Below are 14,890 nucleotides of genomic sequence, written 5' to 3'. Positions count from 1 at the left end.
GCCCGGTGAGGGGCACCGACAGGACGGCACCGGTGTTCGGGTCGATGCGGTAGAGCTGATGGCCCTCGCCGTACACGCCCCAGAGGTAGCCGTCCTTCCAGACGATGTCGGAGAGGTTCGGCACGTTGGACGCGAGGGTGATGTGCGTCGTCGTACGGGTCACGACGTTGACCGCGTAGAGGTTGTTGTCGGTGGTGGAGCGGCGGACGTAGAGGATGTCGGCGCGGTGGCGCCTTCGCCGAAGGTGCCCTGGTTGTAGCTGACGGTGCCGGTATTGGACGGCAGGCCGGCCTGGCCGAGGTTGGTGACCGCGCTGCCCTGCCCGATCCGGACCAGGGCGTCGTTGTTGTTGATCGCGTAGAGGTAGCGGTCCAGGGTGTGGAAGCCCATGGCGTTGTAGCCGACGGCGGCGGTGGGGGCGGTCTGGATGTTGGAGAAGTGGATCTGACCGGTGCCCTGGACCGCCTCGTACAGGGTGGTCGGCTGGCCGGGCGCCGGGCCCTGGGCCACGAAGACCAGTCCGGGCCCCTCGGGGAAAGGGTCCCCGGGGGCGGCTTGTGCCTGTTGCGCCATCGTTGGGTCGCCACCCGCGGACTTCCTTTCCCGGGTGGGGTGGAGGGCCGGGAAACTGCGCCTTTTTCGTGCCCGTGGGGCGGCCCTTTCCGCGCTTTCGTCCACGCATTCCCGGGCATGGCGAAAGGTTCACCCGAGAGTGATGATCGGTCGCCACACCTCGCCCTCAGGGAAGCTGCCGCGGCACCACCACTACCTGGTCCGGGTCCTCGTAGATGACGTGGCCGGGGGAGTGGGAGTGGAGGCGGTGGCAGGGGATGCGGTGGGTGCGGAGGATGGCGAGGTAGCCGTCGACGCGGGTGATCAGGTGCGGGGACGTGGACTTGAACCAGGCGGCGGCGCCGGGGTGGCGGGCGCGGTCGTAGACGGTGGGGTCGACGTGGGCGGGGTTGGTGAAGTGGGTGTCGTACCAGTCGTTGGAGGCGCGGCGGAAGCGTTCCTCGGCCGGGGTGAGCAGGCCCTGGCGGGCGAGACCGTTGACGAGGGCGAAGACGCCGGGGAAGTAGCCGTGGTCGTTACGGGTGGCGCCCTGGAAGCGGACGTAGTGGGGGGCGGGGGCGGTGTGACTGTGCGGAGGCATGGGACTCCTGTGGGTAGGGGCGCTGGACGGGAGCTTCAGCGAGTTCCTGTCGGGGCTCGTGGGGCCGGGGATCGGGGGCTTGTGGTCCTCGGGCCGGAGGGTGGAAGAGGTGCTCGGGGGTCTGGTGGGGAAAGGATTAGGCATTGGTGCCGAGTTCGCGTAGTGTTCTGTTCACCGACGCGGGGTGGAGCAGCTCGGTAGCTCGCTGGGCTCATAACCCAGAGGTCGCAGGTTCAAATCCTGTCCCCGCTACTGACGCCGTAGGCCCGGTGGATTCGTCCACCGGGCCTACGGCTTTTTCTGTATGCGGTACGTGCCCGCGGCGGCTCATGGGGCGAGCGGTGCCGGTGGGGTCGTGTAGTGGGCCGCGGGGCCGAGATGGCGTGGGGCCGCCAGATCGGGGCGGAGGAGCAGCTCGTCGTCGTAGTCGCCGGAGTTCTGGTGCCGGAAGGCGAGGGGCGGCGTGGTGGCGAGGGTGCGGAGGCGTTCGCGGAGCCGGTCGGCGGCGGTGGCGTACGTGTCCGGGGTGAGGCGGTCCGCGCCGGGGACGAGCAGCGGCGGGAGGACGGTCATGCCGGTGTACCAGAAGGTGCCGTGCTGGAGGGGGAAGAGGAGATCGTTGAGGTCTCCGTTGACGCCGCGCGGCCCGAGGGTGGCGGTGCGGGCCCCCGCGGTGACGACGACCATGGCGCGTTTGCCGGTCAGCGGGCCGTCGCCGTAGCGGAGCGGGCGGCCGGTGGCCGGGTCGTCGAGGCCGAAGGCGAAGCCCTTGACGAAGACCCGGTCGAACCAGCCCTTGAGCTGCGCCGGCATCCCGTACCACCACAGCGGGAACTGCACGATCAGCGTGTCCGCCCAGTCGACTTTCTCCTGTTCGGCGCGGATGTCGGGGCTCAACGTGCCGTTGCGGTGGGCACGTTCGGAGGCTGTGCCGACGTGGAGGCGGTCGGCCGGGTCGTGGGCGTAGTCGGCCGCGTCGACGACCGGGTTCCACTGCATGGCGTGCAGGTCGGAGAGGCGGTGCTCATGGCCGTACGCAGCGAGGGCGCGCAGCCCGTCCGCCTGGAGGGAGGCGTTCAGGGAGCGGGCGTCGGGGTGGGCGGAGACCCAGAGGACCTTCAGGGGGCGGTGCGTCGGCGGCCGGGGTGCGGCTGCTGCGGCGGTGGGGCTGGTGGTGCCGGTGGTGGGATTTGTGGCCATGGGGCAACTGTCGGGGCGGCCGCCCCGGGGGACGAGTGGCCGGATGGTCGTGATGCGTGAGGATCGGGCCAGGGCTGCTGAGGCAGGTGGCGGGGCGTGCGGTGGGTGGTGTGCGCCGGGGGCGTACGGGGCCCGGCGCACAGGGTGGAGCGCGGTGGGATGGGCGTGCGGGGGTTCGGGGTTGGAGTTCGTGGCAGGTGTTCCGAGGTCGGCGCCAGGGGGCGGCGGCCCCGGAACGGTGCGTACGGCGGAGAGGCGGCGGTTGTGGTGAGTGTGACGGGCGGGGCGCGGGCTTTCGTCGGCGGCGGGGCGCGGCACCGGGTGGCGGTGTTGGTACGGGACGGGATGCTGCCCATCGAGGTCGGCATCGTCCACCGGATCTTCGGGGAGGCGCGGTCGGCGGCGGGAGAGCCGCTCTACGAGGTGGTGACCTGCGCGCCGGTGCCCGGGGAGGTCCGGACGGACGCCGACTTCACCGTGAACGTCGCCCACGGGCCGGAGGCGCTGGCGGAGGCGGACACCGTGGTCGTCCCGGCGTCCGCGGCGGACTACGCGGACGGCGGCGGGGGCCGTGGGACGGTGCCGGGCGAGGGCTGCGCGGACGGTGCGGAGGCGGCGCGCGAGGGCGTGGAGTGCGCCGTCGGGGAAGCGGGTGCACCGGGGGTGTCTTCCGTGGTGACGGGCGCCGTCGACGCAGGTCAGGAGCGCGCGGGGGTGGTGGACGGAGCCCCGGGTACGGGCCCGGGGGCCGGTGCGCCCAAGGGGACGGCCGGGCGGTCGGCGGAGGCGGAGCGGGCGGCGATGACGCGGGCGTTGCGGCGGATGCGGGCGGGGACCCGGGTGGCGTCGATCTGTACGGGTTCCTTCGTGTTGGCGGCGGCGGGGCTGCTGGACGGGCGGCGGGCGACGACGCACTGGAAGTCGGTGGACGACTTCCGGCGGCTCTTCCCCGGCGTGGCGCTGGAGCCCGATGTGCTCTACACGGAGGACCGCGGGGTGCTGACCGCCGCCGGGGTCGCGTCGGGGATCGACCTCTGTCTCCACATGGTCAGATGCGACCACGGGGCCGCGGTGGCGGGCGATGTGGCGCGGCGGACGGTCGTCCCGCCGTACCGGGAGGGCGGGCAGGCCCAGTACATCCGGCGGCCCGTACCGGCGCCGCGGGTCTCGTCGACGGCGGCGGCCCGTACCTGGGCGCTGGACCACCTCGACCGGCCCGTGACGCTGCGCGAGCTGGCGGAGTGCGAGGCGATGAGCGTCCGCACGTTCACCCGGCGGTTCCGGGAGGAGATGGGCGTCTCGCCGCACCACTGGCTGACCCGCCAACGGGTCGAACGCGCCCGTGAGCTGCTGGAGGAGACGGACCTGACGGTGGAACGGATCGCCGCCCGCGCCGGGTTCGGCACGGCGGCGTCGCTGCGGGCCCATGTGCAGGCGGCGTTGGGGGTCTCGCCCAGGGAGTACCGGCGGACGTTCCGAGGGGTGTGAGGACGCCCGCCCCTGGGCGGTGCGGGGCCGGGGCCGGCGGGCCGGGGCGATGTCAGTGGGTGGTCGTACGCTTGCGGGGTGTGGCGATGTACGGGTCCGCGGTGGTCGTTGGAGGGGGAAGCGGGAGAGGGGCGGGGGTTTCGGCAGGGCCTCGGTTGGTACTCCGCCGAGCGGGGCGCGGAGCGGGTCAGCGCGCTGCCCGCGGGCAAGCGGCTGGCGTTCTCCGTGGTGGGGGAGCGGCGGTGCCTGGGGGTGCGGCGCGGTGGGCGGTGGCTCGCCTGCCCGTATGAGGCGGTGATCACGGCGACCGCTGCCCGGGACCAGTGCGAGGCATGTGCCCGGCTGGACCGTTCGCGGTCCGTCGCGGCGGACACCATGGCCGACGATCCGCGCCCGTACGGCGTCTACCTCGCGTACTTCGGTCCCGCTCTGGTGAAGGTCGGCATCACGGCGGCCGAGCGCGGGGCGGCGCGCCTGGTGGAGCAGGGGGCGGTGGCGTACGCGTGGCTGGGGCGCGGGCCGCTGATGGCGGCGCGGCGGGCGGAGGCGGTGCTGGGGAGCGCGCTCGCGGTGCCGGACCGGTTCGCCAAGGAGGCCAAGCGGGCGGCGCGGGGCACGTTGCCGCCGGTGGCGGAGCGCTCCGCGGAGCTGGCGGAACTCCATGCGCGGGCCCGGGGGCTGCCCGGATGGCCGGAGACGCTGGAGCCGGTGGACTTCGCGTTCGGCGATCACAGCGCGCTGTTCGGACTGGACCGTATCCCGGCGGACGCCGCCGAGCTGGGGGCGCCGACCGCGGGGGCGGAGGTGGTCGGGGAGGTCCTGGCGGGGGCCGGGTCGGATGTGTATGTGCGGACGCGGACGGAGGGAGCCGCTGAGGTGGTGGCGGTGCTTGACGCGCGGCTGCTGTCCGGGTGGGTGCTGGGGCCTGCACGGGGCGGGGTGACGACGGTTCCCGTACGGGAGGCCCCGTACGGGAGAGGGGCGCGTCGCGGTGGGGCGGAGGGGGAGGGAGGGCAGGAGGGGTTGTTCTGACTCCGGGGGGACCGGTTGTGGAGCGCCGTGCGCGGGTGGTCGGTCAGGTGGTGGTCGCCGCTGTGGTGGCTGCCGTCGTTTCTGCTGATGTGGACGCGGCGGCTGCTGCTGCCGCTGTCGCCGCTGTCGTGAGGGTGTGGAGGGCGGTGCGCAGCTCGTTCAGGGTTGCCTCGTCGGTGACGCGTTCGGTGGTGGGGTCGATCTTCGGGCCGATGGCGGGGATTTCGCGGCAGGCGTCCGTGACGACCCGGCCCGTCATCATGCGGAGCACCTCCCGCAGCTGCGCGTTGGCGTGATCACCGCCGGTGGGGAACGGCGACGCGGTGATCACGGCCACCGGCTTGTCGACGCATTCGCCGCTGCTGACCAGCCAGTCGAGCGCGTTCTTGAGGGCGCCCGGGACGCCGTGCGCGTACTCGGGGCTGACGATGAGCAGCGCGTCGGCGGCGGCGACGGTGGCACGGAGCGCGGCGACGGGCGCGGGCGGCGTCGCGCCCTCGCCGTCCAGGTCGGGGTTGAAGTGGGGCAGGGCGGCGATGTCGGCGAGGGTGGCCGGGCCGTCGAAGAAGGCCAGCGCGGAGCGCAGCACGGCACCGTTCGAGGAGCGGGCACGCAGGCTGCCGGACAGGGCGACGAGTCTCATGGGGCGACCGTACGCCGGGGGTTGGGCCGGCATGCGGTGGATGGCCGGTCGACCGGAGGGGCCCAAGGATCTGATGGCGCTATGCCGACGGGGTGTCAGGACGCCATGCATACAGTGTTATTGCAGGTCAGGGTGATTGTCAGTGGTGGGTGAGAAGGTGGGATGCAGTGATCGGGGTGGGCCGTGCGGGGGGGGCGGTCCAGCTCGGTCGTGGCCGGGTTGTCGGTGACGGGGGAGTGATGAGGAGAGGGGGTGCGGAGCGAGGGCGACGTCCGGGTGGGGAGAAGGGCGTGGGAGCGGCGGCGCACAGGTTGTGACGGACCTGAGCCGGGAGGGCCGGCGGGCGCCGCGAGGGTCAGGGCGGGTGATGGACATCGTTGGCGGAAGGGGAAGGGGGAGGGGGAGGGGGAGGGGGAGGGGCGGGACCGGGGGCAAGGGCAAGGGGGGATCCGGCGGACGGGACACCGGGCGGCGGCACCCGGCACAGTACGGGGGCAGCGGGGCCGAACGCCGAGGCCGCACGGTCGGGGGGATTCTCAGGGGATTCACAGAAAGGGGAAAGGGGGCTCTCACGGGGGAGGGGCACGTTCGGGATATGACCGTGACTTCATCGCCGTCCGCTGTATCCGCGGGGCCTTCGGGTGCCCGGCCGTACCGGTCCGCCGTGGGGGGCGGCGGGGAGGCCCGTGCGCCCGGTGGGCAGCAGGGACTGCTGCGGGCCGACGGGGGCCCGGTGCGGGTGCTGGTGGTGGGCGACGAGTCCTCGCTCGCCGATCTGCTGTCGCTGGCGCTCCGCTACGAGGGCTGGGACATCAGGGCCGAGGGCGACGGCGCGGGTGCGCTGCGCTGTGCCCGGAGCTGGCGGCCGGACGCGGTGCTGCTCGATGTGATGCTGCCGGACATGGACGGGCTCGCGGTGCTGTCCCGGCTGCGGCGTGAACTGCCGGACGTGCCCGTGCTGTTCCTGACGGCCAAGGACTCCGTCGAGGACCGGATCGCCGGGCTGACGGCGGGCGGCGACGACTACATCACCAAGCCGTTCAGCCTGGAAGAGGCGGTGGCCCGGTTGCGGGGGCTGTTGCGCCGGGCGGGGGCCGCGGCGGCGAAGAGCGCCTCGGTGCTGACGGTCGGTGATCTGACCCTGGACGAGGACAGTCGCGAGGTGACGCGGGGCGGGGACGACATCCGGCTGACCGCCACCGAGTTCGAGCTGCTGCGCTATCTGATGCGTAACCCGCGGCGGGTGCTGAGCAAGACGCAGATCCTCGACCGGGTCTGGAGCTACGACTTCGGTGGGCAGGCCAACGTCGTCGAGCTGTACATCTCGTATCTGCGGCGGAAGATCGACGCCGGGCGGGAGCCGATGATCCACACCCGGCGCGGCGCGGGATATCTGATCAAGCCGGCGGGCTGACGCGGACGCGGACGCGGGCGGGCGCGAGTACGGACGCGGGTATGAGGGCTTCGAGAAGGCGACGGCTTCGAAGAAGCGGCACCGAAGAAGCGGCACCGAAGAAGTGACGACCTGACGATGTACCGAACGCCGGCGCACCGAGGTGCCGCCGCACCGCCGCACCGGTACACCGACACGCGAAAAGGCGATCTGCTGGGCGGCCCCGGCCCTCACCCCGACCCGCCCCCCGAACTCCCCCCTCAGGCCCCCCGTTTCACGTGAAACGGCAGCCCCCGGACCGTTCCTCGTGGAACCGTCCGGGGGTTTTCGTATCGGCTCGCAAAAATGTGTTGTACACCGTACAGCCCGGCCTCGTACGCTCTACGACGCCGCCGTGGGCCCCAGGCCCCACCTCGGCGCCCGGTGCGGGCAGTTCCGCTCCGGGCGACCGCACCGCGCCACCGGTGCCGGGCAGTTCGGGTCCCACCGAACCCCGGGCGCCGACCCGGACAGCGAGCCTGAACCACCACGGGCCCGGCGGCACGTCCCGTTCCGCTCACCCTCCGCTCCGGGAGCCGCACATGCCCCGCGCCACCCATGACACCGCACCCTCGCCCTCGACCGGCCCACCCGCAGTCCCCGGGCGTTCCGGCACCCGCTGGCTGACCCTCGGCGTCATCTGTCTCGCGCAGCTGACCGTCATCCTCGACAACACCGTGCTGAGCGTGGCGATCCCCTCCCTCACCGTGGATCTGGGGGCCTCCACCGCCGACGTCCAGTGGATGATCAACGCGTATTCGCTCGTCCAGTCCGGGCTGCTGCTCACCGCCGGGAACTCCGCCGACCGCTACGGGCGCAAGAAGATGCTGGCCATCGGGTTGGCGCTGTTCGGGCTCGCCTCGCTCGGTGCGACGCTGGCGACCTCGCCGGGGATGCTGATCGCCGCCCGCGCCGGGATGGGCGTCGGCGGGGCGTTGCTGGTCACCACCACGCTCGCCGTCGTCATGCAGATCTTCGACGATGCGGAGCGGCCCAAGGCCATCGGCATCTGGAGCTCCGTCAGCTCCCTCGGGTTCGCCGCCGGTCCGCTCATCGGCGGGACGCTGCTCGACCACTTCTGGTGGGGCTCGCTCTTCCTGGTCAACCTGCCGGTCGCGGTGCTGGCGCTCTGCGCGGTGGTCGCCCTCGTGCCGGAGTCGAGAAGTCCGGGCGCCGAGAAGCCCGATCCGCTCGGTGCGGTGCTGTCGATGGTCGGCATGGTCGGGGTGGTCTTCGCGATCATCTCCGGGCCGGTCGACGGCTGGCTCTCCGGCAAGGTGCTGATCTCCGCCGCGATCGGGTTCGCCGGTCTCGCGCTCTTCGCGCTCTGGGAGCTGCACACCCCGCATCCGATGCTGGACATGCACTTCTTCCGTAACCGCCGCTTCATCGGCGCCGTCTCCGGCGGCATCCTCGTCGCCTTCGGCATGGGCGGTTCGATGTTCCTGCTCACCCAGCATCTCCAACTCGTCCTCGGTTACGGGCCGTTGGAGGCGGGGCTGCGGATGGCGCCGCTCGCCGTCACCGTCGTACTGATCAACTTCACCGGGCTCGGCGCCCGGCTGCTGCCCCGCCTGGGCACCCCCGGAATGATCGTCTCCGGGATGTCGCTGCTGGCCGCGGGGCTCGTCCTCATCGCCACGCTCGGCGGGTCCGGTTACGGCGGGATGCTCGCCGGGCTGATCGTGATGGGCGCCGGCATCGCGCTCTCCATGCCGGCCATGGCCAACGCGATCATGTCGGCCATCCCGCCGGCCAAGGCGGGTGTCGGCGCCGGCGTCAACGGCACGCTGATGGAGTTCGGCCAGGGGCTGGGCGTCGCGGTGCTCGGTGCGGTGCTCACCGCGCGTTTCCAGGCGCTGCTGCCGGTGGCCGTCGCCGGGGCCGGTTCGCTGGCCGCGGCGCTGGCCCGGACCGGTTCGGAAGCGGAACGGGCCGTTGTGCACGACGCGTTCGCCGCCGGCATCCGTACCGGTCAACTGACGGGCGCCGTCGCGGTGTTCCTCGGCGGGCTGCTCGCCGCGGTGCTGCTGCGGCGGGCGGAGCGGTCGTCCGGGGAGCCGTCCGGCCCGGCGGCGGAGGGGGCGGTCGCCGCGGCGGAATAGCATCGAAAGCGGAGCACGTCCCGCTCGGCGGGAGGGCGAAGCGCGAGGGGAGAGGCGTCATGGCAGCGGCAGGAGAGGGCGCCGGTGGACGGCCGAAGAGCGTCTGGCTGGCCGGGCGCCCGCCGCTCAAGCGGAAGGCGGACCAGCCGGACGGACTCGACCTCGACAAGATCGTCGGGGCGACCGTCCGGCTGCTGGACGCCGACGGCCTGGCGAAGTTCTCGATGCGCCGCCTCGCCGCCGAGCTGGGCGTCACCGCGATGTCCGTCTACTGGTACGTCGACACCAAGGACGATCTGCTGGAGTTGGCGATGGACGCGGTCGCCGGGGAGATGACGCTGCCGGACGAGGACGGCGGCGCCGACTGGCGCGAGCAGCTGCGGGTGCTCGCCACCGCCTACCGCGATCTGCTGCTGCGCCACCCCTGGGTGGCCCGGCTGCTCGGCGAGTACCTCAACATCGGCCCCCGTTCGCTGGCGTTCTCCAACGCCACACTGCGGGTGATGGGCCGCAGCGGTCTGGGCCCCGAGCGGGCTGCCGGCGCCCTCGGCACGGTCTTCCACTTCGTCTACGGCTTCGCGACGATCCGGGCGCTGCACGAGGCCCGCTGCCGGGCCGCCGGGGTCTCCCTCGACGACTACTTCGCGCAGGTCACCGCGGCGATGGCGGACCGCCCCGAGTACGCGGAGACCCGCGAGCTGTCCGCCCGCGCCGGGTACGCCCGCAAGGGCCACGGCATCGTCGAGATGCTCGACCGGGAGTTCACCCTCGCCCTCGACCTCCAGATCGCGGGGATCGAGGCGCTACGGGACCGGCGCGCGGGCGGCTGACCCGTAAGGGCTCCCCGCACAACGGGACCGGGCCGGGCCCGCGCACCCCCCAAGGTGCCCGCGCCCGGCCCGGTCCCGTACGCCGCCGGTCCTGCGCCGTACGCCGTTCGTCCTGCCGCCGTGCCGCTCGTTCCGCCGCGCGGCGGCCCTGCTCAGCCCGCCATCGGCAGCGAGTCGCCCTGCACCGCCTGGATGTCGAGCTGGACCCGCAGGGTCGTGCCGATCGCCGCGATACCGGCGGCCACGACCTGGTTGTAGTTCATCTTGAAGTCCTCGCGGCGCAGCTCCGCGGTGGCGCTGAACGCCGCCCGCACGCCGCCCCACGGGTCGGGTCCGGTGCCGAGGTAGCTCAGGCTCAGGTCGACCGGGCGGACCACGCCGTGCAGCGACAGGTCGCCGTGGACGGTCCAGCGGTCCGGACCGGCCGGCTCCAGGCCGGTGCTGCGGTAGGTGATCTCCGGGAACGCCGAGACGTTCAGGAAGTCGTCGGACCGCAGGTGGCCGTCGCGCATACCGTTGCCGGTGTCGATCGACGACGCGGCGATGACCGCCTCGACCGCGGACTTCTCCAGGTCCTCGGCGATCTCGATACGCCCGCTGAACTCGGTGAACCGGCCGTGCACGCTGGTGATGCCCAGGTGCTGCGCGGTCGCCGCGACCGTCGAGTGCATCGGGTCGATCGTCCAGGTGCCGGGCGGCGGCAGCTCCGCGCCGCCCTGCCGCGCCAGCACGACGTTGCCGACGTCCATCCGGCCGCTCGCCGTCACGATCGCGCTGGAGGCGACCGGCGCGTAGCCGACGGCCGTCACGATCACCGTGTACGGACCGGGCCGCAGCGGCTCGGTGCTGCGGATCGCGCCGTCCTCGTCGGCCGTGGCGCGCAGCATCTGCGCCCCCGTCATGTCGGTGACGGTCAGCACGGCGTGCTGAACCGCCCAGCCGTCCCGTGTGCGGACCTGTGCCCGTACGCCCGCAGGTCCCGCGCCCGTCGAAGTCATTCCCACTCCCGTTTCTTGCCTGTACGTGATCGGGCTCCGGCAGCGGCCTGCAGGCCGTCCCCTGCCTGTGCGCAGCACCGCTGCCGGAGCCCTGGGGTCCGGTCCGGGGCGCGTCTCCGCTCAAAAAGCGCGCCCCGGTCCGGGGTCTGTCGTCGTCCGGGCGGGTGCCCGGGCGGCGGGTCAGTCGCCGGGGTGGGCGAGTTCGACGTCGTAGCCGTCGACCCCGCGGGCGTCGACCGCAAGGCCGTTGGCGACCGGCGGGTAGCCGCTCGCGATGACCGTGTAGTCGCCGGCGTCCAGGTCGGTGAAGGCGTACGCGCCGTCCTCACCGGTGGTGGAGGTCGCCACGACGTTGCCCGCCGCGTCGACCAGGGTGACCCGGGCGTCCGGCAGCGGCCGCCGCGCGGCACCGGCCCGCACGACACCCTCCACCTTCGCGCCGGACAGCAGCTCGACCTCGATCCGGGTGGTGCCCTGGTTCCCGACCTCGACCGGCACGGCCGTGGGGCGGAACTCCGCGGCGTTCACCGCGACGGTGAAGGAGCCCGACGCCAGCTCGTCGAAGGCGAAGTAGCCCTCGGGAGAGGTGGCGCCGGTGGCCAGCACCTCGCCGCGCACATCGGTGACGACGACCATCGCACCCGCCACCGGCTGCCCGGTGACCGCGCTGCGGACCTGGCCGCCGAGGCCGCTGGTGCCGCTGAGGAGGATGTCGTAGCCGAGCGGCTGGTCGCCGACGATCACCGTCGACGCCTGCGGCTGGTGCCCGTCGGCCGCCGCGATCAGCACGTACGAACCGGCGCCGGGGGCGGTCAGCTCGTACGCGCCGTTCGCCTGGGCGGCGGCGCGGCCGAGCTGGCGGCCGCTGAGGGAGATCAGCGTGACCGCGGAGCGCGGCACGGGGTGGCCCTCGGGGTTGCGGATGAAGCCGGTGATCGACGGTCCGGCCGGGACGTCACCGCCGCCGGCCGACGCGAACGCCGCCAGGGGCTGGGTGGTGGCCGCCGCGGCGGGCTGCGCCCAGGTGGGCGTGTGCTCGTCGGCGGGGGCACCCGCGCCGACCAGGGCGGGCTCCGGCTCGTCCGCGGCCGCAGCGGCCGCCGGGGCCGGGGTGGCCGCGGGGGTGGTGGCCGGGGTGGCCGCCGGCTCCTCGCCGTCCGCGTTCTGGGCCAGTCCGCCGCGAGTCTTCAACGGGACCTCCTTGATGAACAGGGTGAACAGGAAGGCCAGCAGGGCGCACGGGGCCGCGATCAGGAAGATGTCGGCGACACCGTGCCCGTAGGCGCTCTCCATGACGGTACGGATCGGGGCCGGGAGCGCGTCAAGGTCCGGGATGCCGCCGCCGCTGCCGTGGGCAGCGGCCTTGGCCGCCTTCGGGCCCAGCTCGGCGAGGCCGTCCTTCACGTAGTGGGTGACCCGGGTGGCCATCACGGCACCGAGCGCCGAGACGCCGACCGCACCGCCGAGGGAGCGGAAGAAGGTGACGACGGACGAGGCGGAGCCGAGGTCCTCCGGGGCGACCTGGTTCTGCGTGCAGAGCACCAGGTTCTGCATCATCATGCCGATGCCCAGACCCATCAGGGCCATGAAGATCGCGACGTGCCAGTAGGCGGTGTCGTAGCGGATGGTGCCCAGCAGGCCCAGACCCGCGGTGACCAGGACGCCGCCGGTGACCAGCCACGCCTTCCACTTGCCGGTCTTGGTGATGACCTGGCCGGAGACGGTCGAGGAGATGAACAGACCGCCGATCATCGGGATCGTCATCACACCGGACATCGTCGGCGACTCGCCGCGCGCCAGCTGGAAGTACTGGCTGAAGAAGACGGTGCCGGTGAACATCGCGATACCGACGAACAGCGAGGCCAGCGAGGCGAGGGTGATCGTCTTGTTGCGGAACAGCCGCAGCGGGATGATCGGTTCCTTCGCCTTGGACTCGATGAAGACGAAGATCGCTCCGAGGACGACGGCGCCGCCCACCATCGCGAAGGTCTGCCACGACATCCAGTCGTACTTGTCACCGGCCAGCGTGACCCACACCAGCAGCAGCGAGACCGCCGCGCTGATGAAGAAGGCGCCCGCCCAGTCGACCTTGACGCCCTCGCGCTTGACGACGGGGAGCTTCAGGGTCTTCTGGAGCACGATCAGCGCGATCACCGCGAAGGGCACGCCGACGTAGAAGCACCAGCGCCAGCCCAGCCAGCTGGTGTCGGTGATGACGCCGCCGAGCAGCGGGCCGCCGACGGTGGCGACGGCGAAGGTGGCGCCGAGGTAACCGCTGTACCGCCCGCGCTCACGCGGGGAGATCATCGCGGCCATGACGATCTGCGCCAGGGCGGAGAGACCGCCGACGCCGATGCCCTGGATCACCCGGCAGGCGATCAGCATCCCGGCGTTCTGCGACAGCCCGGCGACGACCGAACCCGCGACGTAGATGATCAGTGCGACCTGGACCAGCAGCTTCTTGCTGAACAGGTCGGAGAGCTTGCCCCACAGCGGGGTGGTCGCGGTCATCGCCAGCAGCGACGCCGTGACGACCCAGGTGTAGGCGGACTGGCCGCCGTCGAGGTCGTGGATGATCTCGGGGAGCGCGTTCGACACGATGGTCGACGACAGGATGGCGACGAACATTCCGAGCAGCAGCCCGGAGAGTGCCTCCATGATCTGACGGTGCGTCATGGGCGGCTGTCCGGAGGCGGGTATGCCCCCGTGCTTGGCGTGGCCGCCCCGCACACCGGCTGGTGTGGTCGTAGCCATGTAGTTCCTTTTCATCCTGCGGGTGTACGGGTGGTGGAGTCGTGATGCGCCCGGGTACGGCAGTCGCCGAAGCTCGTACGGAGCCGCGTGAGCAGTTCGACGAGGTGGCCGACGTCGCTGTCGGACCAGTCGTCCAGGTACCGGGCGAGTGTGTGGGTGTAGCGCTCGGAAAGCTCCGACAGGAGTTCCTTGCCGCTCGGGGTCAGACGCAACAGACGCGACCGCTTGTCCGCCGGGTCGGGCTTGCGCTCGATCCAGCCGCGCTCCGCGACGTGGGCGACGTGCCGGCTGGTCACCGACATGTCGATCGCGAGCAGCTCGGCCAGCTGGCTCATCCGCATCTCGCCGTGGCGGTCGAGGAGGGTGAGCAGCCCGGCCGAGGCGGGCGGGCAGTCCTGGGGCAGGATGCGCCCCATTTCACGCTTGACGGCTCCGATGGCGCTGAGCTGCCTGGCCAGTTCCTCGTACTGACTCTGGGCGGCCATGGGCTCCTCCACGCGGTTTTGTTGCTTGAGGCAACCATAGGGTCGGTTGGTTGCTGAAGGCAAACGAATAGGTGGCCCCTACGGTAAAGGGGAGGGAAAGGCGATCTCAGGCCGGGGTCAAGGGAATTGATGATCGCCGGGAAGGTGCAGGTCAGCGCCGCTCGCCCGGGGTGCCCGGGTGGCTCCGGGATGTGGTCAGCGTCACTCCGGGGCGGTTGGGCGGGCGCTTGGGTCGCCTCGGCGGCGCCGGCGAGGGTGCGCGACGTGGTGCACGGGCCGCCGTTCCGCACTTTCCGCCCCGCACTGCCCCCTCTGCCCCAAAGGCCCCTTTTCCCCCTCCTTCTCCCCTCGTCTCCTTTACGTACCGGGAGGGCGGGGGTTTCCGGCGGGGGAGGGGTGGTCCGGCGGTGGGGGCGCGGCGCCTTCCGGCTGCTTCCGGAGGTCGTTCCGGCGCCGCCTCACGCGCGGTCCAGGGGTGCCCTGAAGGGCGCGGTTCGCTAGGGTCCTTGCCCATGGCGAACAACCCGCAGAACCAGGCCGAGGGCAACTACGACCCGGCGGGCAGCACGCAGATGTTCCGCGCCTTCGTCGACGAGGGCGGCACCCCGCAGGCCGGCAGCCGCCGCGCCCCGGCCCCCGCGCAGTCGACGGGCCCCCGCGTCGGCCTGATCGTCGGCGTCGTCGTCGCCGTGGTGGTCGTCGCCGCAGCGGTCTGGCTCGCCTTCGCCTGATCCGGCACCACCCCTCATCCCTCCCCTCCGTACAGCGCG

At 72.5% G+C, this 14,890-nt stretch carries 13 protein-coding genes, 1 tRNA gene and 1 pseudogene; 7 read left to right on the top strand and 8 right to left on the bottom strand.

What is annotated here, in order from left to right:
• Window positions 1-7 precede the first annotated feature (7 nt).
• The 3 genes and pseudogenes from ACZ4U4_RS02035 to ACZ4U4_RS02025 form a co-directional block, all read right to left on the bottom strand.
• A pseudogene (locus tag ACZ4U4_RS02035) lies at window positions 8-163 on the bottom strand (DUF6923 family protein); the annotation flags it as partial.
• Window positions 160-573: a DUF6923 family protein gene (locus tag ACZ4U4_RS02030; protein ID WP_467868332.1), complete on the bottom strand. Its 414-nt coding sequence runs from the start codon at window positions 571-573 to the stop codon at window positions 160-162. The gene ACZ4U4_RS02030 and the pseudogene ACZ4U4_RS02035, both read right to left, overlap by 4 nt.
• 166 nt (window positions 574-739) lie before the next feature.
• A complete protein-coding gene (locus tag ACZ4U4_RS02025) occupies window positions 740-1,153 on the bottom strand; it encodes a hypothetical protein (RefSeq protein ID WP_467868331.1) in 414 nt (137 codons plus the stop codon).
• Window positions 1,154-1,331: 178 nt separating this feature from the next.
• Between ACZ4U4_RS02025 and ACZ4U4_RS02020 the strand changes: the two genes are divergently transcribed.
• Window positions 1,332-1,405: transfer RNA gene (locus ACZ4U4_RS02020), tRNA-Met, on the top strand.
• Window positions 1,406-1,480: 75 nt separating this feature from the next.
• On the opposite strand, the gene ACZ4U4_RS02015 is transcribed toward ACZ4U4_RS02020, so the two are convergent.
• Window positions 1,481-2,275 carry an NAD(P)H-dependent oxidoreductase gene (locus tag ACZ4U4_RS02015; protein WP_467868924.1) on the bottom strand — a complete coding sequence of 265 codons (795 nt, stop codon included), beginning with the start codon at window positions 2,273-2,275 and terminating at the stop codon, window positions 1,481-1,483.
• A 399-nt stretch (window positions 2,276-2,674) separates the two neighbouring features.
• Between ACZ4U4_RS02015 and ACZ4U4_RS02010 the strand changes: the two genes are divergently transcribed.
• Both ACZ4U4_RS02010 and ACZ4U4_RS02005 read left to right on the top strand, forming a co-directional pair.
• On the top strand, window positions 2,675-3,841 hold the full coding sequence (locus ACZ4U4_RS02010) for a GlxA family transcriptional regulator (protein WP_467868923.1): 1,167 nt from the start codon (window positions 2,675-2,677) through the stop codon (window positions 3,839-3,841).
• 78 nt (window positions 3,842-3,919) lie between these two features.
• On the top strand, window positions 3,920-4,873 hold the full coding sequence (locus ACZ4U4_RS02005; RefSeq protein ID WP_467868329.1) for a DUF2797 domain-containing protein: 954 nt from the start codon (window positions 3,920-3,922) through the stop codon (window positions 4,871-4,873).
• 43 nt (window positions 4,874-4,916) lie between these two features.
• Here ACZ4U4_RS02005 and ACZ4U4_RS02000 read toward each other — a convergent pair whose 3' ends face one another.
• Window positions 4,917-5,516 carry an NADPH-dependent FMN reductase gene (locus ACZ4U4_RS02000; protein ID WP_467868328.1) on the bottom strand — a complete coding sequence of 200 codons (600 nt, stop codon included), beginning with the start codon at window positions 5,514-5,516 and terminating at the stop codon, window positions 4,917-4,919.
• 712 nt (window positions 5,517-6,228) lie between these two features.
• Between ACZ4U4_RS02000 and ACZ4U4_RS01995 the strand changes: the two genes are divergently transcribed.
• The 3 genes from ACZ4U4_RS01995 (at window position 6,229) to ACZ4U4_RS01985 (ending at window position 9,883) form a co-directional block, all read left to right on the top strand.
• Window positions 6,229-6,930 (top strand): response regulator transcription factor, encoded by a 702-nt coding sequence (locus ACZ4U4_RS01995; protein ID WP_467868922.1) that lies wholly within the window; start codon window positions 6,229-6,231, stop codon window positions 6,928-6,930.
• Between the two features lie 560 nt (window positions 6,931-7,490).
• Window positions 7,491-9,053, top strand: a complete 1,563-nt coding sequence (locus ACZ4U4_RS01990) for an MFS transporter (protein ID WP_467868327.1) — start codon at window positions 7,491-7,493, stop codon at window positions 9,051-9,053.
• Window positions 9,054-9,112: 59 nt separating this feature from the next.
• Window positions 9,113-9,883 (top strand): TetR/AcrR family transcriptional regulator, encoded by a 771-nt coding sequence (locus ACZ4U4_RS01985; protein ID WP_467868325.1) that lies wholly within the window; start codon window positions 9,113-9,115, stop codon window positions 9,881-9,883.
• A gap of 152 nt (window positions 9,884-10,035) precedes the next feature.
• Here the strand turns inward: ACZ4U4_RS01985 and ACZ4U4_RS01980 are convergent, their stop codons facing one another.
• From ACZ4U4_RS01980 to ACZ4U4_RS01970, 3 genes are all read right to left on the bottom strand, one after another.
• Window positions 10,036-10,881, bottom strand: coding sequence for a YceI family protein (locus tag ACZ4U4_RS01980; RefSeq protein WP_467868324.1), 846 nt, complete (start codon window positions 10,879-10,881; stop codon window positions 10,036-10,038).
• Window positions 10,882-11,061: 180 nt separating this feature from the next.
• Window positions 11,062-13,557 carry an MFS transporter gene (locus tag ACZ4U4_RS01975; protein ID WP_467868921.1) on the bottom strand — a complete coding sequence of 832 codons (2,496 nt, stop codon included), beginning with the start codon at window positions 13,555-13,557 and terminating at the stop codon, window positions 11,062-11,064.
• An 89-nt stretch (window positions 13,558-13,646) separates the two neighbouring features.
• Window positions 13,647-14,120: a MarR family winged helix-turn-helix transcriptional regulator gene (locus ACZ4U4_RS01970; protein WP_467868322.1), complete on the bottom strand. Its 474-nt coding sequence runs from the start codon at window positions 14,118-14,120 to the stop codon at window positions 13,647-13,649.
• A gap of 512 nt (window positions 14,121-14,632) precedes the next feature.
• Between ACZ4U4_RS01970 and ACZ4U4_RS01965 the strand changes: the two genes are divergently transcribed.
• Window positions 14,633-14,851, top strand: a complete 219-nt coding sequence (locus ACZ4U4_RS01965) for a hypothetical protein (protein WP_467868321.1) — start codon at window positions 14,633-14,635, stop codon at window positions 14,849-14,851.
• Window positions 14,852-14,890: the final 39 nt, after the last annotated feature.

The sequence above is a fragment of the Streptomyces sp. NPDC029159 genome (assembly GCF_055564055.1).
This window is presented reverse-complemented; position numbering and strand designations above follow the sequence as displayed.